Source organism: Stenotrophomonas maltophilia group sp. Smal13, from assembly GCF_030236855.1.
GTDB lineage: Bacteria > Pseudomonadota > Gammaproteobacteria > Xanthomonadales > Xanthomonadaceae > Stenotrophomonas > Stenotrophomonas maltophilia_A.
Map to the genome: position 1 here is coordinate 21,214 of NZ_JASJSQ010000040.1, position 22,031 is coordinate 43,244.

A 22,031-nucleotide genomic window follows, 5' to 3' on the forward strand; every position below is an offset into this window, starting at 1 on the left:
CCTCAACGCAGCAGCAACGATGGATCGGAGCGAACGACACTGCGTACCGCCATGATGCTCGACAGCATGGCCATCACCGCGACCAGCGCCACGCAGCCGAGGATCACCATCGGTGTCAGCTGCACCGGAACGCGCTGGGTCTGCGCGATCAGCAGCACCACGGTGCTGAAGGCCGCCGCCAGCAACATGCCCACGCCGCCGATCAGCAACGCCTGCTCGAACACCACCCGTGCCAGCGCATAGCGACCTGCACCGAGTGCATTGAGCGTGGCGTACTCGCGCACTGAGCCAGCCACCACCGACGCGAACGACTGGTTGGTGATCACCGCGCCGACGAAGCAGACGATGACGGCCATGAACAACACCGCGATGCCGGCACCGGTGTCGAACAGCCAGTACTGCTGCGAGCGGCTGGCAAATTCCGGCGCGGTCCAGAACTCGACCGGCGTGGCCTGGCCCATTGACGCGGCCAGGCGATCACGTACGCGATCGGCCAGGTCTGGCGAGCGCAGGCCAGCCACGAAGTAGGTACTGCCCTCGTGTGGGTCGGTACCGGCGATGGCACGCGCAGTATCCAGCGAGGCCAGCACGTTGACGCCACCAAGGCCACGCAGGCCCGGTTGCGCGGCAACCACGCGCACGGCCTTGCCATTGATCCAGGCACGGTTGTTCTGCAGGTCCACGCCGAGCGTATCCAGATCGGCGCTGTCGACGATCACCGCACCCGGCTCGCGCAACTGCGCGCGCAGGTCGGCGGGCAGGATGCGCGCGAACATCATCGCGTCGTCCTGGGTGGAGATGCCGGACAGATACACAGACACGTTACCGGTACCCTGCGCGCTGGAACGCCATTCGCCATCGACCCATTCGTAGGGTTCGACGCGGGTGACCTCGGGGTCCATGCGCAGGTGGCTTTCCACATCCGCGCTGATTGCATGGCCGTAGTTCACGCTCTGGGTGCCGGGAAAGCCGGCCCAGATATCGGCGGATGACGCCTTCACGTAGATCGCGGCGGTACCGAAGATACCCAGCACCAGCGCCGCCTGCACGATCAGCAGCACGCCAGCGAAACACATCGCCAGTACCACCGGCAGGAACCGGCGCCACTCATAGGCCAGAGTCTTGCGGGCCAGCGCGATCATTGCTGTTCGCCCTCACCCTCAGCCGGCAGCGGTGCACCGCCAAGCGCGCGGTACAGCGAAGCAAACGCGAGCACGCGTGCGCCCTGCGCACCGATCAGATCAGCCTGCGAGGCGAGCGCGGCACGCTGCGTATCCAGTCCATCGAACTCGCTGGACAGGCCCAGCTGCACCTGCCGTGCCTGGCGCTTGACCTGCTGGCCGGCGGCATCATTGGCCGCACGCAGCGACTGGATGCTGCTGTCCTGGCGCGCCAGGCTGCCCAGCGCGCCCTCCACTTCGCTCACGCCTTCCAGTACCGCCTTGCGGTAGCCGAGCAGCGCGGCATCCAGCTGCTTTTCATCGGCATTGAAGCGCGCACGACGCTGGCCCCAATCCCACAGCGGGATATCGATGTACGGGCCGATCGAGGGACTGGAGTCGGAGTTGGAGCGGGCGTTCTGGGTGAGGTTGTACGCGTACAGGATCGAGCCGCCGAGGCTGACCCGCGGATACATCGCGGCACGTGCGGAGCCCTTGCTGGCCGCCGCCTGCATCACCTCCGTTTCGGCCAACAGGATCTGCGGGCGATGACGCAGCAGATCCGCCGGCACCTGCTGCAGCGAGAACGTACCCAGCTTTGGCGGCGTGCGATAGGCGCGCCAGACTGGATCCGGGCCATCGCGGCCCAGCAGCAATGCCAGCGCGCGAGCCGCGTTGTCAGCGTTTTCCCGGGCCTGTGCGATGGCGGCGCGGGTCGCGGCCTGGCGTGCACGCAGGCGATCCAGTTCGCCAGGCTCATCCAGGCGCAGGCGCTGGCGGACCAGGGCCAGGTGCTCGCCGCGGTCATCCACGGTCTGCTGCCGGGCCAGCAGGTCCTGCTGGGCCTGTGCCACGGTCAGGTCCAGATAGCTGCGCACCACGTCGGCAATCACCGCGACCTGTGCGGCATCGCGCAGCGCCTCGGCATTGCCGGCCGAAGCCTGCGCGCTCAGCTGCGCGCTCTCGGCGGCACCGAACAGGCCCAGGTCCCAGATCGCTTCGATGCCGGCATGGAAGTAGGTATCGACGGCGGCGGCGTCCTGCACCTGCTTGGCGCTGGCCGAGATTTCCGGCAGGAAACGCGAGTCGGAAGTGCCGGCGACGATCCGAACGGCCTGCAGGCGCAGCGTAGCCTGCTGCAGGTCCAGATTGCCGGCGATGGCCTGGTCGACCAGGCCATCCAGTGCCGGGTCGGACAGCACTTTCCACCACTGTCTGGCATCCACTGCCACGCCCTGGCCCTGCGGCACCTGGGTCCAGGTGCTGGGCGTGCGGTCAGGCAGGTCCGGAACAGGCACCGACATGCAACCGGCCAGGGCCAGGCTTGCCAACAACGCACCAGGGCGCAGCACTGCATGCAGGGAGAGTCCGTGCCCGGCCTTGGGCACTGCCACTGAAGTGATACGCCTGACCACCAGCCCGCCAACGTGTAGAAGGAGCATGAAGGCTACCGTGCGATTGTGGAGCGAACATGGAGAAATCGTCCGAAAAAGGTCACAGCACGCGTGCGGTTCAGGCAACGCCGACCCAGTCTTTCACTACGCTTTCAATGCGTTCCCGGCACGGAACACTGGACGACTTTCACAGCGTATTGCACATTGCGGCATTGTCTTGCTTCGATGCTGCCCGACCGTGAAACGCCCTCGCCGCTGGCTGCTGATTGGCTCGATCACGACAGCGACTGTCGGTGTGATCGTGCTCGTCCTGACCACCCCACTGGTCTCGAACGCCACGCTGCTACTGATGGAGCGCAGCAACTTCATTCCCGCCGAATCCTCGATCTTCACGTTCGAGCCGTATGCCATCAACCAGGGCTCGTCGAACTACTGGTTGTACGGGAAGGACCGGACCTACTACTACCACTTCACCTACGAAGATGACGCTCCCTACGTCTACATCCCGCAGGACAACCGCTGCCCCGGTTTCCACCGGCAGGATGCCCGGACCTGGTGCAGCGCCCTGCCCGGCAAGGCACGCTAGCGCGGCGGTGGTGCAACCGGTGTGACAAACGAAAAACGCCCCCTTGCGGGAGCGTTCTTCTTGAATCTGGAGCGGGAAACGAGACTCGAACTCGCGACCTCAACCTTGGCAAGGTTGCGCTCTACCAACTGAGCTATTCCCGCAGATTCCGTTCGACCTGCGTCGAAGGAGCGCTATTGTGTCGATATTGCTGCACGGCGTCAACAGGAATTTTCGCGTGCATTGTGGGGCGGCGTTCAGGCCCCCAGGACCGATACCTCAGATTCGCAGGCCACGGCGATGGAAGTAGACCTGCTCGGCGATGCGCCGCGTGGTCGCCGTGTGCAGCAGTGCGTTGAGCGGCCAGTCGGCCTGCAGATGATCCATCGCCCAGCGCAGCAGGCGCTTGCCATGGAATGCCGGCGCCACCTGCCGCGCCACCCGTTCCGCTTCCGGCCCTTGCCCACGCAGATGGCGGGCAATCGCCTCGCCGACCGCCCAGCCATGCCGCCACGAGGAGTGGATGCCCCCGGCGGACAATGGCGAGACGATGCCCGCCGCGTCGCCGGTCAGGATCACGCGTTGGCCGGTGAACGGCCCATCCGGCCGGCCGCAAGGCACCAGGCCGGCACGGGTAGCCGAGGGACGCGCCGAAGGCGGAATGCCGACCACATCGCGTACGTGCTCAAGGAAGCCATCAATATCAGGCGGGCGTACCTGATTCGGGTCATGGCGAAGCGCCAATCCCACCTGCAGGCCGGTTGGATTCTGCGCGACCCAGCCGATGTAGCCCGGTGCAAAGCGCTTGCTGACGAAGCAATGGAGTGCGTCACCCTGCGGCAACTGCAGACCGGCGAACTCACGTTCCACGCCGTAGAGGTTGTCACGCACCTGGCCGAGGCCGGTGCGCTGGGCAACGCGTGAGCGCGCGCCATCGGCGCCGACCAGGTAGGCGCACCGCCCTCCCCCTTCCACCAGCCAGCCGTCACCACTGCGATGGGCGTCGGTGAAGGACTGCTGCAGGCGAAGGTCGACACCATTCGCGCGCAGCTCGCTGGCCAGCCAGCGCATCAGGTTCGGCGTATCGGTGGTGAGGAAGTAATAGCCCGGTGCTGCCAGCAGCACGCTCCTCAGGTTCGGCGCATACAGACGCACATTGGCAACGCGTTGCACCAGGTGTTCGGGCGTGCGCCCCAGCCAGGTCTGCTCCATCGCTTCCTTCACCACGATGCCGGTGGTGTGGAGGCGCTCGCCGGGGTCGGCCTTGCGTTCGAGTACGCACACGCGCAGTCCATATTGGACAGCGGCCAACGCGCAGGCGGCACCGGCGAAACTGGCGCCGACGATGACCACGTCGTGATCGTAGGCCGAGGATTGATGAGGCATCGCGACACCACCGGATTGGAACGAAGATGCAGCTTCGCCAATGCGCGTGTTGAGGCGATGGGGTGGCGGTGAAGTGGGGATGAAGCGCGTTGGACGCAAACGAAAAACGCCCCCTTTCGGGAGCGCTTTTCTTGAATCTGCAGCAGGAAACGAGACTCGAACTCGCGACCTCAACCTTGCAAGGTTGCGCTCTACCAACTGGTCTATTCCCTCCGGCATCGACCGATCTGCGTCGGAGGACTGGCACTGTTCCAAAGGCTGACAGGCCCCTCCTCGTCGCCCGGAAATGTCCTGGTCACATTAGATTCGAACATGGGCATTTGCTGCGTCTTTTCGGACTATTTGTATGGCCCCTTTCCGCCCAGCATAGCAACGTACGACAAGCCATTCGGAATGAGCGCACTGCCAAGAGGCCGAGCAGATGCTTATTCAAAACTTCGAGACAGCCGGATTTATCGATCAGCAGGACGATTGGTTTACAGGAAATTATTTCGGGTCGCAGCAGGAAGAATTACATGACTACGCTTGATGACATTGCCAAGGACCTTGGCAATACATTCCCCCATCACAAGGTATGTCTTTCACTCGATGATGTACCTCAAGATGTCGCATTGCCCAGAAGCTGGGAGAACTTCGGACTCAGGCCCGACGTCGCCCCGGTCTTTCCTGCTGGCTGGAGCTCATTCTCCAATGAATTCCCATCGACAATTGCACTGTTCAACGACTGCCTGCTGGGCACAGTACTGCTACTAGGTGGTGAAGTTGAATTGGCGTACATCTTTCACGACGGAGATGGTCTCTACTACTACGTAGGGGGAAAGCCCGTCGAAGGTGAAGCCAAAGAGACCTTCGAGTTCAAGCATCTGCCCAGAAGACTGCAGGACTTCTATCGCGAAGTGCACGACGGATATACCTTCTTTCCTGCGCGCTCTATGGGCCCGCAACGCCTTGGTGACCAGTCACGGGTCTCCGAACTGATCGATGAGGCAGACGACTCTTTTGCGGCAAGTTGGATCACCGTACTTTCGAATGGTGGCGGAGACTATGTCGCAGTGAACGCCGACAGCCATGGCGATTCAGATGGCCTGATCTGGTGGCACGAGAATCCTGCAACTCCAGAATTCGACATCGACGTCTTCAGAGTCATGGATGCATGGATGAAAATTTTTCTGGAGGACACCAAGCCTCGCGAACCAAGGGCCAAGTCTCGTGCGCGATGATGATCGACCGGCCTGACAGGCCGGATGTTGGGGCCCACCACATCGAGCAACTCTCAGACCCAGGTCGAAATCACCTCAGGGCACTTTGATGGCCCATAACGAAAAACGCCCCCTTGCGGGAGCGTTTCTCTTGAATCTGGAGCGGGAAACGAGACTCGAACTCGCGACCTCAACCTTGGCAAGGTTGCGCTCTACCAACTGAGCTATTCCCGCTTGGGAGGCGAAATTCTACCTGTTCTGGAAATGGCGTCAAGTGCTTTTTCCGGGACCTCACGAAGTCACCGAAATGTTGATTCCGCGCATGGCGTGGATCTACCAAGGAGATGAACATCAACACCGAAATCCCTGGCATCTGGGTCTTCCACGGCTCAGGCGCGCGCTTCGCCGGAGGTGTCTTCGTCAGCCGGGAGTCGGGACTGACATGGGCGGCCAAGCACTCCCTGACAGGCGTACTGACTTGCTATCCATTGAACGAAGGCGCGTACGACTGGGCGCTACGCTTGGGCACCTTCACGCCCAAGTGCCCAGAGCAACGCGAAGCCCTCTTCATCGGAGGGTTCACATGTGCATCAATGGAGCATGTACATGTCGAAGACGGCATACCCCAGTAGATCCACGCCATGCGTGGATAGGCGCATCGATGGGGTCAGAGCCCTTTCCTGCGGAAAGGGATCCGACCCCGGGGCTCAGTTGCCCAGCTTCTTCTGACGCGCACGCTCGCGCGCAGCGCGCTCGTCATCGCGCAGGCTCGGCCAGGCGGCGTGCAGGTACTGCAGGCCCGACCACAGGGTCAGCACCGCGGCGATCGCCAGGGTCCAGTCGCCGATGTGGAACACCGGCCAGCCCATCCAGATGTCTTCCACCGGCACGTTCGGTGCCACCGAATACAGCAGGCAGAGCAGCGCGACCATCTGCGCGGTGGTCTTGACCTTGCCGATCATCGCCACGCGCACCTTGGCGCGCTGGCCCAGCTCGGCCATCCATTCGCGCAGCGCCGATACCGCAATTTCACGGCCGACGATGACTGCCGCCCAGAACGCCATCCACGGCGTCGGGTGACCCTGCACGATCAGGAACAGCGCCACCGCCACCATCAGCTTGTCCGCGACCGGGTCGAGGAAGGCGCCGAAGGCCGATTCCAGCTGGTAGCGGCGTGCGATCCAGCCATCGAGCCAGTCGGTGATCGCGGCCAGGCCGAAGATCGCCGCCGAAGCGAAGTTGGTCCAGGTGTAGGGCAGGTAGAACACCAGCACCAGCACCGGGATCATCACGATCCGCAACAACGTCAGCCAGGTGGGCAGGGTCAACTTCATGCTTGCGTGCTTCTCTCTCTACTCGGCCGCATCAGGCGTGGCCAACCCGTGCAGGTTAGCGTAGATACGTGCCGCGAGGGCGTCATTGATGCCTTCCACCTTGGCGATTTCCGCTTCGCCAGCGGCTTTCAGGCCCACCAGGCCGCCGAAATGCTTGAGCAGGCTGGCGCGGCGGCGCGGCCCGATACCAGGGATGTCCTCCAGCTTGCTGGTCATCCGCGCCTTCTGGCGGCGGCCGCGGTGGCCGGTGATGGCGAAGCGGTGCGCCTCATCGCGCACCTGCTGGATGAACTGCAGCGCCGGATTGGCCGCGCCCGGGCGCAGCTCGCGGCCATCGGGCATCACCAGCGCTTCGTGGCCGGCGCGGCGTTCCACGCCCTTGGCCACGCCCACCAGCAACACGCCTTCCACGCCCAGGTCGGCCAGCGCGGCCTGGGCCTGGGCCAACTGGCCGGCGCCGCCGTCGATCAGCAGCACGTCCGGCAGCACGCCCTGCTCTTCCACCGCACGGCGGAAACGGCGGTCGATGGCCTGGCGCATGGCGGCGTAGTCGTCGCCCGGCTCGATGCCGCTGATGTTGAAGCGGCGGTACTGTGCGCGCACCGGACCGGCGGCGTCGAACACCACGCATGAGGCCACGGTGGCCTCACCCATGGTGTGGCTGATATCGAAACATTCAACACGCTTGACCGGCTCGGCCAGGCCCAGCATGTCGCGCAGTGCATCGCTGCGCGCGTGCTGCGCGTTGCGGCTGTTGAGTTCGGTCGCCAGGGTCAGCTGCGCGTTGCGGCTGGCCAGTTCCACATAGCCGGCGCGTTCGCCACGCACGTTCCACTTCAGCTGCACCTTGCGCTCGGCCGAGGCTGACAGCGCGGCGACCAGCAGGTCGGCATCGGGAATCTCGCGGTCCAGCAGGATCTCGCGCGGCGGCTCGAATTCGATGTAGTACTGCGAGACGAACGCGGCCAGCACTTCCTCCGGGCTTTCTTCACCGTTGGTGCGTGGGAAGAACGGGCGGGTACCGAGGTTGCGGCCATCGCGGAAAGCCAGCAGCAGCACGCAGGCCTGCGAACCCTGCATGGCCACCGCCAGCACATCCAGATCGGCGGCACGGCCATCCACGTACTGGCGGGTCTGCATGCTGCGCAGCGAGGAGATCAGGTCGCGCAGGCGCGCGGCCTGCTCGAACTCCAGTGCCTCGCTGGCGGCCTGCATCTGCTCGCCCAGTTCGCGAGTCAGCTCGTCGCTCTTGCCTTCCAGGAACAGTGCGGCGCGGCGCACCGATTCGGCGTAGTCCGGCGCCGGCACCAGCTCCACGCAGGGCGCGCTGCAGCGACCGATCTGGTACTGCAGGCACGGCCGCGAGCGGTTGCGGAACACGCTGTCCTCGCAGCTGCGCAGCTTGAACAGCTTGTGCATCAGGTTCAGCGTTTCGCGCACTGCGGTGACGCCTGGATACGGCCCGAAGTAGCGGCCGGGAATGGCGCGCGGACCGCGATGCAGCGCGATGCGCGGCCAGTCCTCTCGGGTCAGCAGCACGTGCGGATAGGTCTTGTCGTCGCGCAACGAGACGTTGTAACGCGGCGACAGTGATTTGATCAGCTGGTTTTCCAGCAGCAACGCCTCGGCTTCCGAGCGCGTCACGGTCACGTCCATGCGCGTGATCTGCGAGATCATCGACATGATCCGCGCGTTCTTCGGGCTGCCGTTGAAATAGCTGCCGACACGGTTGCGCAGCGCGCGCGCCTTGCCCACGTACAGCAACGTGTCGTCGGCGGCGTACATGCGGTACACGCCAGGGGCGGTACTGAGCTGGGCCGCGAAGGCCTTGCCGTCGAAGGCCGGGGCGGAAACGTCTGTCATTCGCTGATCGGGACTTCGCTGAGCACGCCGCTGTCTGGGTCGAATCGCAGCACGGCATGGGCGTCGGTCTCGGCGATCCACACCGCACCGGCGCCTACCGCCAACCCCGCCGGGCCATGCAGGCGTCGTGGCAACGGCTGGGTGGTCAGTTCGCCACCGCCCAGGCGCAGCGTGCGCAGGCGGCCGTTGCCAGTATCGGCAATCCACAACAGCGGCGCATCCGGGCTGAGCGCGATCGCCTGTGGGAACTGCAGGCTGGCGTCCGAACGCGGACCGTCTTCGCTGCCGAAGCGCCACGGCCCCTGCCCGACCAGGGTCTGCACCAGGTCGCCGCGCAGCTGCAGTGCACGCACTGAAGATCCCAACGCATCAGCCACGTACAGCACCTGCTGCACCACGGCCAACGCGGTGGGTTGGGCGAAGGCGGCCAGATGCCCGCTGCCATCACGCTCGTCGATGGAACCACTGCCCGCGCGCCATTGCAGGCTGCGCTGGCCCAGGTGGTAGCTCCAGATGCGGTTGTCGCCGGCCATGGCGATGTGCAGCTGATTGTCGGCGATGGCCAGGCCGACCGGATGGTCCAGCGCAACCTGCCGCGCCTGCGCGACCGGCCCTTCCATCGGTGCACCGGGACGACCGTTGCCGCACAGGGTATCGACGATCCCGGTCAGCAGGTTGATACGACGCACCGCGTGGTTGCCGGTGTCGGCGACGTACAGCGAATCGCGCTCCAGCACCAGCGCCTGCGGGCGGTGGAACGCGGCTTCGGCGAGGTTGCCGTCCATGAAATCGGCGGTGCCCAGCCCGAACTGGCGAAGGATGCGGCCACCATGGCTGCATTCGAGGATGCGGTGATGGCCGCTGTCGGCGATGTACAGGCGTTCGGTACTGACTGCCAGGCCCAGCGGGAAGCGCAGCGCCTGGCGGGGTTCCGGGTGCAGTTCGCTGCCGCCACGCGGCGGCGCCGACGGTGCGCCTTCGCACAGCGCGCTCAAGGCACGCTCCAGCTCACCGGGGGCGCCCTGCCCGACCAGCCGTTGCTGTTCGCGGCCCTGCGCATCCAGCAGCACCAGGGTCGGCCAGGCGGTGATGCCGAAGCGGCGCCAGCCATCCCAGTCGGCATCAAGCAGCACCGGCATCGTCAGGCCCTGGCGACGCAGCAGCTTCAATGCGGCGCCGGCCTCGCGTTCGAAATCGAAGCGCGGCACCTGCAGCACCAGCGGCTGCAGCTTGCCGGGGTGGCGCGACAGCCATTGGCCGAACTCGGCCAGGCGTTGCGCGCTCCAGGCGGAGGCGGCGTTGACAAACAACAGCGCCACCGGCCGACCGCGCAGTTCGGTCAGGGTGCAGGGGGTGGCGTTGAGCCAGGTGGCGAACTCGGGCAGGTCCGGGACGGGCTGGACGTTCATGGCCCGATTATGCCGGAGTCGGCGTCATGCAACAGTCGTGCCACGGCACGTTTTGCAGCATCGTCGACCAATGTCCAGACCTGTTCGAAATGCTCACTGCCGCCGGTGTACGGGTCCGGGATCGCACCCCTGCCCCGCCCGCCGGACCACGGCAGGTACAGCGCCAGGCGTTCGCGCTGGGCGGGTGTGGCCAGGCGACCCGCATCGCGCAGGTTGGCCTCATCGGCGCACAGGATCCAGTCGAAGCGGTCGAAATCCGCGACCTGCAGCTGGCGCGCGCGCAGGCCGCCGATGTCCACGCCATGCCCGGCCGCGCAGGCGATCGCACGGCGGTCCGGTGGCTCGCCCACATGCCAGTCGCCGGTGCCGGCCGAATCCACCTGCACCCGACCAGCCAGCGGCGAAGCGTCCAAGCGGGCACGCAGCGCACCTTCGGCCATCGGCGAACGGCAGATGTTGCCGAGGCAGACGACCAGCAGCTTCATCGGGCAGCCAGCGTCTGCAGCAATGCTTCGGCGCGTTCCAGGTCCTCGGGCGTGTCGATGCCCGGCGGGAACGGTTCGGGCGAGATCGCCACGCTGATCGGGAAACCCGCTTCCAGGACGCGCAGCTGTTCCAGCGATTCGATCTGCTCCAGCTGGCCCGGCGGCATCGCCGCGAACTGCTGCAGGAAACCGGCGCGATAGCCGTAGATGCCGATGTGGCGCAGCCAGTTGTGACCGGCCGGCAGCGTGTCACGGCTGCGTGCAAAGCCATCGCGGTGCCAGGCGATCGGGGCGCGGCTGAAGTACATCGCCTCGTTGCGCACGTTGCGCACCAGCTTCACCACGTTCGGGTCGAACAGGGTATGCGCGTCTTCGACGGTCGTGGCGAGGGTCGACATCGGCGCATTGCCTTCAACCAGTGCCTGGGCCACCGCGCGGATACCCGCCGCCGGCGCGAACGGCTCGTCGCCCTGCAGGTTGACCACGACGGTGTCATCGGCCCAGCCGGCGATGCGCGCGCACTCGGCCAGGCGGTCGGTACCGGAGGCATGCGAGGTGGCGGTCATCGCCACCTTCACTTCGGCCAGGCCGGACAGTGCGTCGGCAATGCGTTGATCGTCGGTAGCGACCCAGACCTCGCCGGCACCGGCCTGCAGCGCGCGACGCGCCACGTGCAGCACCAGCGGCTCACCGCCCAGTGGGCGCAGCGGCTTGCCCGGCAGCCGCGAGGCGGCATAGCGGGCCGGGATGGCGACGACGAATTCGGTCATGGGGCGGTACTCGGCAGGCTCGTTACAACGGGAATGCGGCCGGCGGCGCATGAATGCAAGCGCCGCCGCGCCACTCAGTTCGGTCGCAGCTTGTCCAGGCGGTCGGTCAGCGCCACCCAGAATGCGGCAGGCAGCTCGGCGCGCAGCGGGACCGCGTAGTGCCAGTCATTGCCGAACGCGCGGCATTTCACCGCGTCCTTTTCAGTCATCAGCACCGGCAGCTGGCTGCCAAAGGACAGGTCCTGCGGCTGATAGGCCTGATGGTCAGCGAAGGCGTGCGGCACGACGCCGATGCCACGCGCGCGCAGCATGTCGAAGAAGCGCTGCGGGTGGGCGATGCCGGCCACGGCGTGCACGCGCTGACCCTTGAAATACGACAGCGGACGGGCACGGCCACCGGCCAGCGGTTGTGCGCTGTCGATGTGCAGGGCCATCGGCCACTGGCCGAAGCCACAGGCCTGCGTCGCGGTCTCTTCGTCGGCCTGACCCAGATTCACTACACGGAAGTCGCATTCGCTGGCACGGCTGACCGGTTCGCGCAGCGGCCCGGCCGGGATCATCCGGCCATTGCCGTAGCGGCGCTGCGCATCGACCACCTCGATCTCGATGTCGCGTGCCAGCCGGTAGTGCTGCAGGCCGTCGTCGCAGACGATCACATCGCAGCCGGCCTCGATCAGCGCCTTGCCGGCTGCAACACGATCACTGTCCACGCGCACCGGCACGCCGGTCTTCCAGGCAATCAGCACCGGCTCGTCACCGCCCTTGGCGGTCGGCGTATCGGCCTTGACCCACAGCGGCTTGTCGGCATCTTCGCGGCCGTAGCCACGACTGGCCACGCCCGGCTTCCAACCGGCGGCACGCAGGCGCTCCACCAGCGCGATGGTCAGCGGCGTCTTGCCAGTTCCACCGGCGGTGATGTTGCCAACCACGATGACCGGCACCGGCAGCGTGTAGCGCTTGCGCCAGCCACGCCGATAGGCGCGCCGGCGCAGCGCGGTGACGCCGGCATACAGCGGCGCCAGCAGGCGCATCGCCCACGGAACCGGGGTGCCGTCGTACCAGTACGGCGGGGTCTGGGTACCCTTGCCGGCCATCAGTCCTGCCTTTCGCGGAACTGCATGCTGTGCAGATGCTGGTACAGGCCACCCATGGTGAGCAGCTCCTTGTGGGTACCGCGCTCGACGATGCGACCGTGGTCCATCACCAGCACCTGGTCTGCATGCTCGATGGTCGACAGGCGATGCGCGATGACCAGCGTGGTGCGCTCGGGCATCAATCGTTGCAGCGCGTCCTGCACCAGGCGCTCCGATTCGTTGTCCAGCGCTGCGGTGGCTTCATCGAGGATCAGGATCGGCGCGTCGCGCAGGATCGCACGGGCGATCGCCAGGCGCTGGCGCTGGCCACCGGACAGCAGCGCGCCGTTCTCGCCCACCGGGGTCTGCAGCTGCTGCGGCATGCGTGCGATGAACTCCCAGGCATTCGCGGCTTCAGCTGCCGCTCGGATCTGTTCATCCGTCGCGTCCATGCCATAGGCGATGTTGGCGCCGATGGTGTCGTCGAACAACATGACCTTCTGCCCGACCATCGCCACCTGGCGACGCAGGTCGGCCAGCGGATAGTCGTCCAGTGCCACCCCGTCGAGGGTGATGCGCCCGCCGCTGGGTTCGTAGAAGCGCGGCACCAGCCGGATCAGGCTGGTCTTGCCGCTGCCGGATCGACCAACGATGGCGGTGACCGTACCCGGCTTGGCCACGAAGCTGATGTCGTCCAGGGCGATGCCACTGTCTTCGCGGTAACGCAGCATGACGTGCTCGAAGGCCAGTTCGCCACGCACGCGCTGCACCGTGTTGCGGCCTTCGTCGCGCTCGACCGGCATGTCGAGGATGTCGAACAGGCGCTCGGCGGCGGACACACCGCGGGAGATCGAGGACTGCACGCTGGTCAGGCGGCGCAGTGACGGGATGATCGCCGTCATCGAGATCATCAGGCCCATGAACTGGCCGGCATTGAGGCGCCCTGCCAGTGCTTCGCGGGTCGACACCCAGACGATCACCGCCAGCGCCAGCGCGGCCAGGAACTGGACCACGCTGGAGGCACCGGCACGGGTGATTTCCACCTTCATGTTCAGCGCCAGCATGCGGTTGGCCAGGCGCGAGTAGCGCGACATCTCATGCTGCTGGGTGCCGTGCACCTTCACTTCCTGCTGGGCCGCCAGTGACTGCTCGGCGGTCTGCGCCATCGTGCCCATGCCGTCCTGGATACCGCGGCTGATGCGCCGGTAGCGCTTGCCCACGTAAGACACGATCACGCCGATCATCGGCACCACCACCAGCATGGCCACGGTCACCTTGACGCTCATCTGCAGCATCACCGCCAGCATGGCGATGATGGTCAGGGTGTCGGCAACCACGGTCTTGAGCGCATCGGCGCTGGCCTGGGTAACCTGCTCGGTATCGAAGTTGAGGCGGCTGACCATCACCGGTGTCGATTCGGTATCGAAATGCGAGGACGGCAGGTGCAGGTACTTGGCCAGCACCTGTTCACGCAGGTCGCGCACCACGCTGCGACCGGTCTTGGCCAGCGCGTAGTCGCTCACCCAGGTGGCGGCGCTGCGCATCAGGAACAGGCCAAGGATGGTCAGCGGCAGGATCACCGCCATTTTCGGTTCGGGATTGACGAAGCCACGGTTGACCAGCGGCTCCATCAGCTTGGTGAAGTGGTAGCCGGCTACCGACTCCACCGCCATGGCGATGACGGCGGCGACCATCATGCCCCAGTAGGCACGGGTGTATCCCAGCAGACGTTTGTAGATCGGCCACACCGGCGCGTGTTTGGAACTCATGGACGCACCTCGGGTGCTGTTGCAATGGCAATACGGCGGAAGCCGAGCTGACCCAGCGCATCCTGCGCGGTCACCACGGCCTGATAGGGCGTGCGGGCATCGGCACGCAACAGCACCGGCTGGGTACGGTCGCTGCCGGCAACGGCCGCGATGGTCTGCTTGACCGACTCGACGTCGCTGCGCAGCACTTCCTGGTCATTGATGAAGTAGCGGCCTTCGGCGTTGATCAGCACGCTCAACGAGCGCGGCGGCTCATTGCTGGGCTGCTGGCTGGCCGTAGGCAGCTCCACCTGGAGTGTCGAGCGCGCATCGAAGGTGGTGGTGACCACGAAGAAGATGATCAGCACCAGGATGACGTCGATCAGTGGCACCAGGTCGATATGCGGCTCATCCTGGGATCGGTCGTTGCCGATACGCATCGATCAGGCCTTCGCCGTGGCCGCGCCGGCCGGGCGCGTGGCAGCGGCAGGGTTCATCACGCCGGGGCGGCCATCCAGCGTATCCAGCAGCGCGCTGGCTTCCTGCTCCATCTCTACCACATAACCATGGATGCGGCCCTTGAAGTAGCGGTGGAACATCAGTGCTGGAATGGCAACGATCATGCCGGTGGCGGTGCACACCAGCGCCTTGCCGATACCACCGGCCAGCTGGTTCACATCACCCACGCCATGGTCGAGGATGCCCAGGAACATCTGGATCATGCCGATCACAGTACCCAGCAGGCCCAGCAGCGGCCCGGCCGATGCGATGGTGCCCAGCGCATTGAGGAAACGCTCCATGCGGTGCACCAGGTGGCGGCCGGTGTCTTCGATGCGCTCGCGGATCTGGTCACGCGGACGGTTGCGCGCTTCCAGCGCGGCGGCCAGCAGCGCGCCCAGCGGCGAGTTCGCCCGCAGGGTCTGCAGGTGGGCCGGGTCGAGCTTGCCGCGTGCCGCCCAGTTGCGCACTTCCTGGCCGAGGCCGGGCGGCAGCACTTCAGTACGTCGCAGGGACCAGAAACGCTCCAGGATGATCGCCAAAGCCAGTACGCCCAACAGCAGCAGCGGCACCATCGGCCAGCCACCGGCCTTGACCAGTTCCCACACGTTTCAACCCTCCGGCCCAACGGCCGCTTGTTCGATCGGCGATAGGATAGCAGCCGACCGCGCCCGCCCAGCGGCATCCCACCACCGGGATGCGTGGATGCGCTGTTCACGCAGCTGCAGCCCTTGTGCGCCAAGCCATATGCGGATCGCCCCGGAATCGGCCGTGGCCAGCACCTCGGCCCCTTGCGCCTGCCAGCGCTGGACCACGTCCTGGCGGGGGTGCCCGAAGCGGTTGCGGTGCCCGGCCGAGACCACCGCCAGCCGTGGCGCCACGGCGGCCACCCACGGCGCGCTGGAGCTGCCGCCACTGCCATGGTGCGGCACCAGCACCACATCCGCCTTCAGTGCTGCCGGAGACGCCTGCAGCAGCACCTGCTCGGCCGGGCGGCCGATATCGCCAGGCAGCAGGACCACGCCGTGACGGCTGGCGACGCGCAGCACGCAGCTGTCCTCGTTCTCGGCCTGGCGGCTGTCCGGTGCCGGGTGCAGGACCTGGAAATCAACTCCGTCCCACTGCCACTGCATCCCTTGCTGGCAGGGCGCAGCGCCGGCGATGGTGCTGCCCGGTGGCGCCAGCAGCTGCAGCCCGGGCAGCTGCCTTCGCAGGCTCGGCAGGCTGCCGGTGTGATCAAGATGGTCATGGCTGAGCATCGCCTGCTGCGGCGGCCCCTGTCCGAGCGCGCGCAGGGCCGGGACCAGAATGCGTTCGTTGCCGTCGCCGCCGGTCGGCGGCCCCACGTCGTACCAGAGTGCGTGCCTCGCCGTACGCACCAGCACCGCGGTGCCCTGCCCTACGTCGTGCACCAGCAGCTCCAGTTCGCCTTCAGCCGGTGCATGCCGGGCGGGCCACAGCAGCGGCAGGCACAGCAGCAGGCCTGCCAGGCCACCGCCAGCGCCACGTGGCAGCAGCCACCAGAACACCCCCGCCAATGCCGCCGGCACCGCCCAGCGCGGTGCCTCGGCCAGCCACCACATCGCCTGCGGGTGCAGCGCCAGTGGCTGCAGGGCCTGCCAGCTGAGCTCGAACAGCCAGGCGGCGGCGCGCCATGCCCAGCGCCCGGCGCCATCATGCAACGCGTGCAGGCCGGTACCCAGCAGCGACAACGGCACCACCAGCAGGGTCCACCACGGAATGATCGGCAGATTGACCAGCGGCCCCAAGCGCGCGGTGCCGCCGAACAGGGCCACGCACAGCGGCAACAGGCCGAGGCTGGCCACGCCCTGGGCGGCCAGAAAGCCGCGCAGGCCCCCACCGACGCCGTCCGGCCCGGTTCGTGGAAGGCACCACAGCAGCCACAGCACGCCCCCAAAGCTGAGCCAGAAGCCGGCCGACAGCACCGACAGCGGCGCCGGCAGCAGCATCACCATCGCGGCCAGGGCCAGTCCCTGCCCCGCACCCACCGGGCGACGCCCGGCACGGGCCAGTGCCACCAGCCCGATCATCAGCGCCGCACGCACTGTTGGAAGCGCGCCGCCGGCGGCCACTGCATAGACGGTTGCGGCCAGCGCCGCGCCCCATGCCGCCGCCTGCGGCCGAGGCAAGAACCGTCCCAGCACCGGGCATAGCCACCACAACACGCGACACAGCAGTACACCGAAGCCAGCCACCACGCCCACGTGGAAACCGGAAATGGCGACCAGATGGGTCAGGCCCAGCGCGCGCAGGTGCTCCCAATCGGCATCGGACAGGCCGCGCGTGTCGCCCAGTGCCAGGGCCTGCACGAACCGCGCGGCAGGATGTGCCACCTGCGTTGCGATGGCGTCACTGCTGCGCTCGCGCCAGGCCGGCAGGCCCTGCGCAGGCGCGCGCTCACGCGCAGCGCCGGGGTCGCGCACCGTGCCATTGCCGGAAATACCGCGCAGCAATGCATGGCGTTCGCCGTCGAAGCCGCCAGGATTGATCCGCGAGCGTGGCGCGCGCACGCGCAACGACAACTGCCAATGTGATCCCGCACGAACCGCGTGGCGCCCGCCCTCCGCCTGGTGCGCTGGCGATCCGCGCCACGGGTCGTTCCAGGTGACCTGCAGGCGCTTTCCACGCAACGAGGGCAGCGCATCGGCCTCGTCGACCTTCAACACGAAACGGGTATAGCCGGGGCCACTGTGTGGAAGATCAACCACTCGGCCAAGGACCTGCACGTCCTGCGCGGGCCCTCCGGGTGGAAGCTGGCCCTGCAGGACCCAGTGTCCGTGCAATGCCGCCCACGACAGGCCGAACAGCGCAGCCGTCCAGGCGCGGCCGCGCCAAGGCACGATCCAGCCTGTGGCGCTGGCAAGGGCCAACGGCATGCACAGCCACAGCGGCGGCAGCACCGGCAGCTGCACGCAGGCCAGCGCACCCAGCACCAGACCGGCGGCACAACCACTGCCAAACAGCGGTGGAGCGGATCGTTCGGCGACCATCACCCCAGCCTGCCGCCCGGGCAGCAGCGTGCCTATCGGGCTTTAGCCCGTATTGGCGTCAGCGGCGGACGCTACCGCGATGGAAGTTGACCCGGAAGCTGGCACCGCCGCCGGACGCCTCGCCGACACTGACCGAACCGCCGTGATGCTGCACGATTTCCTTCACCAGATGCAGGCCCAGGCCACTGCCGCTACCCGCTGCGCGCAGACGATGGAACGGCTCGAAGATCGCTTCACGGTCGCCCACCGGAATACCGGCGCCCTGGTCGCTGACCTCCAGCAGGCCACGTGCATCCAGGCGCACGCAGATGGTGCCGCGTCCGCCACCGTGGACGATGGCGTTGTGCACCAGGTTGGCGATCACCCGCCCCAGCGCCAGGCTGTCGCCATGGATCCACACTGGCATCTCGGGTGCATCCACTTCGAAGCCGTAACCGGCACCCACCACCAGCGGCGCCAGATCGGCGGCCGCTTCGCGCACCAGCAACGCAAGATCCAGCCGCTGCAGTGCGCCGACATTACGATCAAGTCGCTGCAGGTCAAGCAGGTGCTCGGCAACGTTACCGAGCCGCGCCACGTCGGTCAGCAGTTGCGACTTCAGCTCGCCCTGCGGCAACTGCGACAGGCGCGCCTGCACCACTGCAATCGGCACCCGCAGTTCGTGCGCGGCATCGGCGAGGAGCTTGTCACGCGCGGCATACCCCTGCTGCACCTTGTCGATCGCGTCGTTGAAGGCTTCCACCAGCGGTGCGACCTCGGTCGACACCAGCTGCGCATCCAGACGCGCCCCCGGCTGGCCGATATCCAGCTCCTTGGCCTGTTGTGCGGAGCGGCGCACGCCGCGCATCGCGCGGTGGATCACGGTCGGCATGACCAGCAGCGTGATCACGATCAGCGGCAGGAAAAACCACAGCCCGATCAGGCGCAGCACCATCAGCGCACCGTCCAGCAACCCGCCCTTCGGCGCCCCACCCACCATCACCGTGATGCGCCGCCCGTCCTCCTTGCGGATCATGACCCGCGCCACGTCCAGGTACGGCGGCACCAGCGAGCCGAGTTCGGTGGCACCCAACGTCGGCAGGCGCGCGAGCAGCGGGGCGTGGATCGCCGGAATCGTGCCGCGTTCCAGCCAGACACCCTTGTCGTCGACCGCCGCGAACCAGAGGTTGCCCCCGGCCTCGGCGTCGAGCTTGTTCCAGCGCGCCTGGTCCAGCACCAACCGCCCGCCTTCACTATGCACGGCCTTGGCCACGGCTTCAGCCATGAACATGTCCATGCCCCAGGTGTCCTTGTCGCCCCAGGTCAGGATCAGCGCAACAACGGCGAACAGCACGGTGAAGGCCTGCGCCAGGAACAACCGCCAGGCCAACCCCAGCGTAATGGAACGGATCGGACGTGTCGGACGCGCCATCTCAGGCCTCCGCCAGCAGGTAGCCGACGCCCCGGATCACATGGATTTCAACGCCCGCCCCGGCCTGCTGCAGCGCCTTGCGCAGCTTGGAAATGTGCGCATCGAGCGCATTGGACTGGATCTCATCGTCGAAGCCGTACACCGCGGCCTCCAGTGCCGTGCGGGTGACCGTGCGCCCCTGGCGCATCGCCAGTGCCTGCAGTACCAGCACCTGGCGCCGCGGCAGCGCCAGCGGTTGGCCCTCCACCTGTGCCTGCAGCGATTCGAAGTCGAATTCCAGCCGGCCCAGATGCAGGCTCGGTGTCACCATGGCAGAGGGCCGCCGCGAGACAGCACGGATCCGCGCCATCAGCTCCTCGATCGCCACCGGCTTCACCAGGTAGTCGTCGGCACCGACATCCAGGCCCTCGACCTTGTCCGACAACCTGCCCTTGGCCGTCAGCATGATCACCGCCAGGTTCGGGCGCAGCGCGCGTGCGGTGGCGACGAAAGCCACGCCATCGCCATCGGGCAGCTGACGGTCCAGCAGCATCAGCTGATGCACCGGCTCGCGCAGCGCAACCGCGGCTTCGGCCAGGCTGCCGACCACGTCGGCGACCACGCCCTGCCGCTCCAGGCCCGACTGCAGGGCTCGGGACAGATCGGGATCGTCTTCGACCAGGAGAATGCGCATCAGGGGCTCGGCTACCGGAAACGGTGCCGATCATAGTGCCTGGCGCCAGGTTTGGGCGTCTTCGTGTGCCAGTTGCGAAGGCGCAATGTTCTGACAATGTTGTACCCGCACCATGCACAGCCATCCCCCGCAAAGTGGTTGATCGATGCCGTCGCTGTCCCCGACCCTGCTGCGCCCGTTGCTGTTCTCCGCTGCCATCGGCCTGCCGTTGATCACCCACGCCGCCGACCGGAACCCGGGCGTGCAGGCCGGTATCAGTGCCGGCGCGACCTCGGGGGCGTACGCCCACTACGACGTCAAGCCGCTGGTCGTACCGTCCATTGCCTGGCAGGGCGAGCGCTTCTTCGCCAGCCCGGGCTCGCTGGGCATGTACCTGTACAAGCGCGGGGGCCTGCGCCTGTCGGCGGCTGTCACGCCCTACACGCTGCGCTTCAAGACCGACGACGTGAACGATCCTCAGCTGCGTCGCCTGCACAGCCGGCAGATGTCGGCCATGGCCGGCATCAACGGTGAGTACAGCGCCGACTGGGGCATCGTCGAGGCCAGCGTGATGCGCGAGGTCACCGGGCACGGAGGTGGCATGGAGTCGCGCCTGCACTACAGCTATCCGATCCAGGCCGGTCGCTTCACCTGGGTGCCCAAGGTCGGCGTGGTGCACTCCAGTGCGCGCCTGCTCGACTACTACTACGGCATCACCGACGAAGAAGCGCTGCGCTCGGGACTTGCCGCCTACAACCCGGGCAGCGCGACATCACCGAGCCTGCAGATCGCAGTCAGCACGCCCTTGGGCACGAAGTGGCGCGCGACCGGCGTCGTCGCCAACCAGTGGTTCGGCGATGCAGTAAAGGACAGCCCGATGGCCCGTCGCGGTACACAGACGTCGGCCTTCGTTTCCCTGATGCGCTCGTTCTGATCGAGCGCCCGCAACGGACAAGGACCCCCCATGGCCTCCGTCTCCCCTGCTGCTGAAGCGCACGCGATCCTGCGTGCCCCCGACCTGGACAGCGCCGAGCGCGTCTACCTGGGGCTGCTGCCCGACCTGGAACACGTGAACGCGCTGACGCGCCGCGCACTGGGCCTTTCGCGTGCTGCCGATGCGGCACGCGGCTACGCGTTGTCGATGACGCTGGTGGGATTGCGCCTGCAGGAACTGGAGATGGGCGAAGCGACCGCAAAGGAACATCGCCAGGCCACGCTGCGCAGCCTGCGCCAGGCCTTCAGCGCCTGAGCGCAGGCCTGCGACGCAGGCAGCGGGAAGACTCAGCGGAACGTGGTCCACGCCAGCACTGCCGCCAGCAGGGCCACCCAGATCACCGCCTTGAAGGTACCCTCCAGCATGTTGCCGCCGAACAGCAGTTCGATGATGGGATTGGGCCGGGAAACCGGAACGTGATCACTCATGCGGCAGCTCCTTGCAGTGACGGCGCGATTGCGCGGTAGACCGGAGTCTACGCCTGCTCGGCCCGGATTCATCGCCCCCCGGCCGCCTTTGGCGGTTCAATTCCGGCCTTCGTCGCAGGCCGGCTGCAGCACCCCACATGTCATGCCAGCCTGCGTGCACTTTCCCGCTGGAGCACCGTGCCATGCCGATGCTTGCCCTGATGCTGCTGCTCTCCAGCCTGTTCGGCGCTGGCAACGGGCCCACTGAAGAGGCCCTTCGCAGCCAGATCCTGCTTGCCGAAACCCAGCAGCCGGACGTCGTACGCAAGGATTGCGGTTCGCCCTCCCTGCTGCTTTACCGGCTGCGCCAGGACCGGGTCCTGAGGCTGGCCAACCAGCCCCTGCAACACGAACCCGGCGTTGCCCAGCCCACGCGTGGTGCGACGGTTCGCGTCGCCCAGCTCTGGGAGCGCGTGGACGGTCACTGGAAGCTGCAGCGGATGATCAGCATCGAAGACCTGGTCGTGCAACGCTGACCATATGGAACCGTGATCGATGCCTGAAACGAGAAAAGCCGGCACAAGGCCGGCTTCCGTCGTGATCCACCGCTGCACCGGCAATGCCGGGAGCCAGGTGGTGGGCGGTACAGGGTTCGAACCTGTGACCCCTACC

22 protein-coding genes and 2 tRNA genes are annotated in these 22,031 nt (G+C 66.7%); 6 read left to right on the forward strand and 18 right to left on the reverse strand.

Annotation, left to right across the window (positions count from 1 at the left end; all coding sequences use genetic code 11):
* Positions 1 to 2 precede the first annotated feature (2 nt).
* Both QRO95_RS14230 and QRO95_RS14235 read right to left on the reverse strand, forming a co-directional pair.
* A complete protein-coding gene (locus QRO95_RS14230) occupies positions 3 to 1,142 on the reverse strand; it encodes an ABC transporter permease (protein ID WP_285302838.1) in 1,140 nt (379 codons plus the stop codon).
* Positions 1,139 to 2,602, reverse strand: a complete 1,464-nt coding sequence (locus tag QRO95_RS14235) for an efflux transporter outer membrane subunit (RefSeq protein WP_285302839.1) — start codon at positions 2,600 to 2,602, stop codon at positions 1,139 to 1,141. Before QRO95_RS14235 ends, QRO95_RS14230 begins: the two co-directional genes overlap by 4 nt.
* Positions 2,603 to 2,792: 190 nt before the next feature.
* Between QRO95_RS14235 and QRO95_RS14240 the strand changes: the two genes are divergently transcribed.
* A complete protein-coding gene (locus QRO95_RS14240) occupies positions 2,793 to 3,140 on the forward strand; it encodes a hypothetical protein (RefSeq protein ID WP_050509834.1) in 348 nt (115 codons plus the stop codon).
* Positions 3,141 to 3,207: 67 nt separating this feature from the next.
* Here QRO95_RS14240 and QRO95_RS14245 read toward each other — a convergent pair.
* Both QRO95_RS14245 and QRO95_RS14250 read right to left on the reverse strand, forming a co-directional pair.
* Positions 3,208 to 3,283 (reverse strand) — tRNA-Gly (locus QRO95_RS14245).
* 115 nt (positions 3,284 to 3,398) lie between these two features.
* Entirely contained in the window at positions 3,399 to 4,505 is a 1,107-nt protein-coding gene (locus QRO95_RS14250) for an NAD(P)/FAD-dependent oxidoreductase (RefSeq protein WP_285302840.1), read from the reverse strand.
* Between the two features lie 515 nt (positions 4,506 to 5,020).
* Here QRO95_RS14250 and QRO95_RS14255 point away from each other — a divergent pair.
* Positions 5,021 to 5,725, forward strand: a complete 705-nt coding sequence (locus QRO95_RS14255) for a hypothetical protein (protein WP_132809762.1) — start codon at positions 5,021 to 5,023, stop codon at positions 5,723 to 5,725.
* Between the two features lie 137 nt (positions 5,726 to 5,862).
* Here QRO95_RS14255 and QRO95_RS14260 read toward each other — a convergent pair.
* Positions 5,863 to 5,938, reverse strand: a tRNA-Gly gene (locus QRO95_RS14260).
* A 110-nt stretch (positions 5,939 to 6,048) separates the two neighbouring features.
* Here QRO95_RS14260 and QRO95_RS14265 point away from each other — a divergent pair.
* A complete protein-coding gene (locus QRO95_RS14265) occupies positions 6,049 to 6,336 on the forward strand; it encodes a hypothetical protein (protein WP_285302841.1) in 288 nt (95 codons plus the stop codon).
* A gap of 75 nt (positions 6,337 to 6,411) precedes the next feature.
* Here the strand turns inward: QRO95_RS14265 and pgsA are convergent, their stop codons facing one another.
* The 12 genes from pgsA to QRO95_RS14325 all read right to left on the reverse strand — a co-directional run bounded on the left by pgsA (position 6,412) and on the right by QRO95_RS14325 (position 19,979).
* Complete coding sequence (gene pgsA / locus QRO95_RS14270; RefSeq protein ID WP_012510614.1) at positions 6,412 to 7,038, reverse strand: CDP-diacylglycerol--glycerol-3-phosphate 3-phosphatidyltransferase; 627 nt, start codon at positions 7,036 to 7,038, stop codon at positions 6,412 to 6,414.
* Positions 7,039 to 7,056: 18 nt separating this feature from the next.
* Complete coding sequence (gene uvrC, locus QRO95_RS14275; protein ID WP_285302842.1) at positions 7,057 to 8,901, reverse strand: excinuclease ABC subunit UvrC; 1,845 nt, start codon at positions 8,899 to 8,901, stop codon at positions 7,057 to 7,059.
* The gene (locus tag QRO95_RS14280) at positions 8,898 to 10,310 is read right to left on the reverse strand and encodes a hypothetical protein (RefSeq protein ID WP_285302843.1); all 1,413 of its coding nucleotides are present in this window, start codon (positions 10,308 to 10,310) and stop codon (positions 8,898 to 8,900) included. The genes uvrC and QRO95_RS14280 overlap by 4 nt, the downstream gene beginning before the upstream one ends.
* Positions 10,307 to 10,795: a low molecular weight protein-tyrosine-phosphatase gene (locus QRO95_RS14285; RefSeq protein WP_285302844.1), complete on the reverse strand. Its 489-nt coding sequence runs from the start codon at positions 10,793 to 10,795 to the stop codon at positions 10,307 to 10,309. Before QRO95_RS14285 ends, QRO95_RS14280 begins: the two co-directional genes overlap by 4 nt.
* Complete coding sequence (kdsB, locus tag QRO95_RS14290) at positions 10,792 to 11,565, reverse strand: 3-deoxy-manno-octulosonate cytidylyltransferase (RefSeq protein WP_032128906.1); 774 nt, start codon at positions 11,563 to 11,565, stop codon at positions 10,792 to 10,794. Before kdsB ends, QRO95_RS14285 begins: the two co-directional genes overlap by 4 nt.
* Before the next feature lie 74 nt (positions 11,566 to 11,639).
* Positions 11,640 to 12,659 carry a tetraacyldisaccharide 4'-kinase gene (gene lpxK / locus QRO95_RS14295; RefSeq protein ID WP_285302845.1) on the reverse strand — a complete coding sequence of 340 codons (1,020 nt, stop codon included), beginning with the start codon at positions 12,657 to 12,659 and terminating at the stop codon, positions 11,640 to 11,642.
* On the reverse strand, positions 12,659 to 14,407 hold the full coding sequence (msbA, locus tag QRO95_RS14300; protein ID WP_032128904.1) for a lipid A export permease/ATP-binding protein MsbA: 1,749 nt from the start codon (positions 14,405 to 14,407) through the stop codon (positions 12,659 to 12,661). Before msbA ends, lpxK begins: the two co-directional genes overlap by 1 nt.
* A complete protein-coding gene (locus tag QRO95_RS14305) occupies positions 14,404 to 14,826 on the reverse strand; it encodes a biopolymer transporter ExbD (protein WP_032128903.1) in 423 nt (140 codons plus the stop codon). The genes msbA and QRO95_RS14305 overlap by 4 nt, the downstream gene beginning before the upstream one ends.
* 3 nt (positions 14,827 to 14,829) lie before the next feature.
* Positions 14,830 to 15,492, reverse strand: a complete 663-nt coding sequence (locus QRO95_RS14310) for a MotA/TolQ/ExbB proton channel family protein (RefSeq protein WP_019337175.1) — start codon at positions 15,490 to 15,492, stop codon at positions 14,830 to 14,832.
* Positions 15,493 to 15,495: 3 nt separating this feature from the next.
* Entirely contained in the window at positions 15,496 to 17,895 is a 2,400-nt protein-coding gene (locus tag QRO95_RS14315; RefSeq protein ID WP_285302846.1) for a DNA internalization-related competence protein ComEC/Rec2, read from the reverse strand.
* 58 nt (positions 17,896 to 17,953) lie between these two features.
* Complete coding sequence (locus QRO95_RS14320; RefSeq protein ID WP_285302847.1) at positions 17,954 to 19,306, reverse strand: HAMP domain-containing sensor histidine kinase; 1,353 nt, start codon at positions 19,304 to 19,306, stop codon at positions 17,954 to 17,956.
* Between the two features lies 1 nt (position 19,307).
* Positions 19,308 to 19,979, reverse strand: a complete 672-nt coding sequence (locus QRO95_RS14325) for a response regulator transcription factor (RefSeq protein ID WP_032128900.1) — start codon at positions 19,977 to 19,979, stop codon at positions 19,308 to 19,310.
* Between the two features lie 145 nt (positions 19,980 to 20,124).
* On the opposite strand from QRO95_RS14325, the gene QRO95_RS14330 reads away from it, so the two are divergent.
* Together QRO95_RS14330 and QRO95_RS14335 are read left to right on the forward strand one after the other, a co-directional pair.
* Positions 20,125 to 20,892 (forward strand): MipA/OmpV family protein, encoded by a 768-nt coding sequence (locus QRO95_RS14330; protein ID WP_285302848.1) that lies wholly within the window; start codon positions 20,125 to 20,127, stop codon positions 20,890 to 20,892.
* A gap of 30 nt (positions 20,893 to 20,922) precedes the next feature.
* Positions 20,923 to 21,207: a hypothetical protein gene (locus tag QRO95_RS14335; RefSeq protein ID WP_032128898.1), complete on the forward strand. Its 285-nt coding sequence runs from the start codon at positions 20,923 to 20,925 to the stop codon at positions 21,205 to 21,207.
* A gap of 32 nt (positions 21,208 to 21,239) precedes the next feature.
* Here the strand turns inward: QRO95_RS14335 and QRO95_RS14340 are convergent, their stop codons facing one another.
* Entirely contained in the window at positions 21,240 to 21,380 is a 141-nt protein-coding gene (locus QRO95_RS14340) for a hypothetical protein (RefSeq protein ID WP_165929929.1), read from the reverse strand.
* Positions 21,381 to 21,562: 182 nt separating this feature from the next.
* Between QRO95_RS14340 and QRO95_RS14345 the strand changes: the two genes are divergently transcribed.
* Positions 21,563 to 21,895 carry a hypothetical protein gene (locus QRO95_RS14345; protein ID WP_285302849.1) on the forward strand — a complete coding sequence of 111 codons (333 nt, stop codon included), beginning with the start codon at positions 21,563 to 21,565 and terminating at the stop codon, positions 21,893 to 21,895.
* Positions 21,896 to 22,031: the final 136 nt, after the last annotated feature.

Coding starts and splice junctions, on each gene's coding strand:
- QRO95_RS14230 (WP_285302838.1), bottom strand. CDS start 1,142: ATGATCGCGCTGGCCCGCAAGACTCTGGCCTATGAGTGGCGCCGGTTC.
- QRO95_RS14235 (WP_285302839.1), bottom strand. CDS start 2,602: ATGCTCCTTCTACACGTTGGCGGGCTGGTGGTCAGGCGTATCACTTCA.
- QRO95_RS14250 (WP_285302840.1), bottom strand. CDS start 4,505: ATGCCTCATCAATCCTCGGCCTACGATCACGACGTGGTCATCGTCGGC.
- QRO95_RS14255 (WP_132809762.1), top strand. CDS start 5,021: ATGACTACGCTTGATGACATTGCCAAGGACCTTGGCAATACATTCCCC.
- QRO95_RS14265 (WP_285302841.1), top strand. CDS start 6,049: ATGAACATCAACACCGAAATCCCTGGCATCTGGGTCTTCCACGGCTCA.
- pgsA (WP_012510614.1), bottom strand. CDS start 7,038: ATGAAGTTGACCCTGCCCACCTGGCTGACGTTGTTGCGGATCGTGATG.
- uvrC (WP_285302842.1), bottom strand. CDS start 8,901: ATGACAGACGTTTCCGCCCCGGCCTTCGACGGCAAGGCCTTCGCGGCC.
- QRO95_RS14280 (WP_285302843.1), bottom strand. CDS start 10,310: ATGAACGTCCAGCCCGTCCCGGACCTGCCCGAGTTCGCCACCTGGCTC.
- QRO95_RS14285 (WP_285302844.1), bottom strand. CDS start 10,795: ATGAAGCTGCTGGTCGTCTGCCTCGGCAACATCTGCCGTTCGCCGATG.
- kdsB (WP_032128906.1), bottom strand. CDS start 11,565: ATGACCGAATTCGTCGTCGCCATCCCGGCCCGCTATGCCGCCTCGCGG.
- lpxK (WP_285302845.1), bottom strand. CDS start 12,659: ATGGCCGGCAAGGGTACCCAGACCCCGCCGTACTGGTACGACGGCACC.
- msbA (WP_032128904.1), bottom strand. CDS start 14,407: ATGAGTTCCAAACACGCGCCGGTGTGGCCGATCTACAAACGTCTGCTG.
- QRO95_RS14305 (WP_032128903.1), bottom strand. CDS start 14,826: ATGCGTATCGGCAACGACCGATCCCAGGATGAGCCGCATATCGACCTG.
- QRO95_RS14315 (WP_285302846.1), bottom strand. CDS start 17,895: ATGGTCGCCGAACGATCCGCTCCACCGCTGTTTGGCAGTGGTTGTGCC.
- QRO95_RS14320 (WP_285302847.1), bottom strand. CDS start 19,306: ATGGCGCGTCCGACACGTCCGATCCGTTCCATTACGCTGGGGTTGGCC.
- QRO95_RS14325 (WP_032128900.1), bottom strand. CDS start 19,979: ATGCGCATTCTCCTGGTCGAAGACGATCCCGATCTGTCCCGAGCCCTG.
- QRO95_RS14330 (WP_285302848.1), top strand. CDS start 20,125: ATGCCGTCGCTGTCCCCGACCCTGCTGCGCCCGTTGCTGTTCTCCGCT.
- QRO95_RS14335 (WP_032128898.1), top strand. CDS start 20,923: ATGGCCTCCGTCTCCCCTGCTGCTGAAGCGCACGCGATCCTGCGTGCC.
- QRO95_RS14340 (WP_165929929.1), bottom strand. CDS start 21,380: ATGAGTGATCACGTTCCGGTTTCCCGGCCCAATCCCATCATCGAACTG.
- QRO95_RS14345 (WP_285302849.1), top strand. CDS start 21,563: ATGCCGATGCTTGCCCTGATGCTGCTGCTCTCCAGCCTGTTCGGCGCT.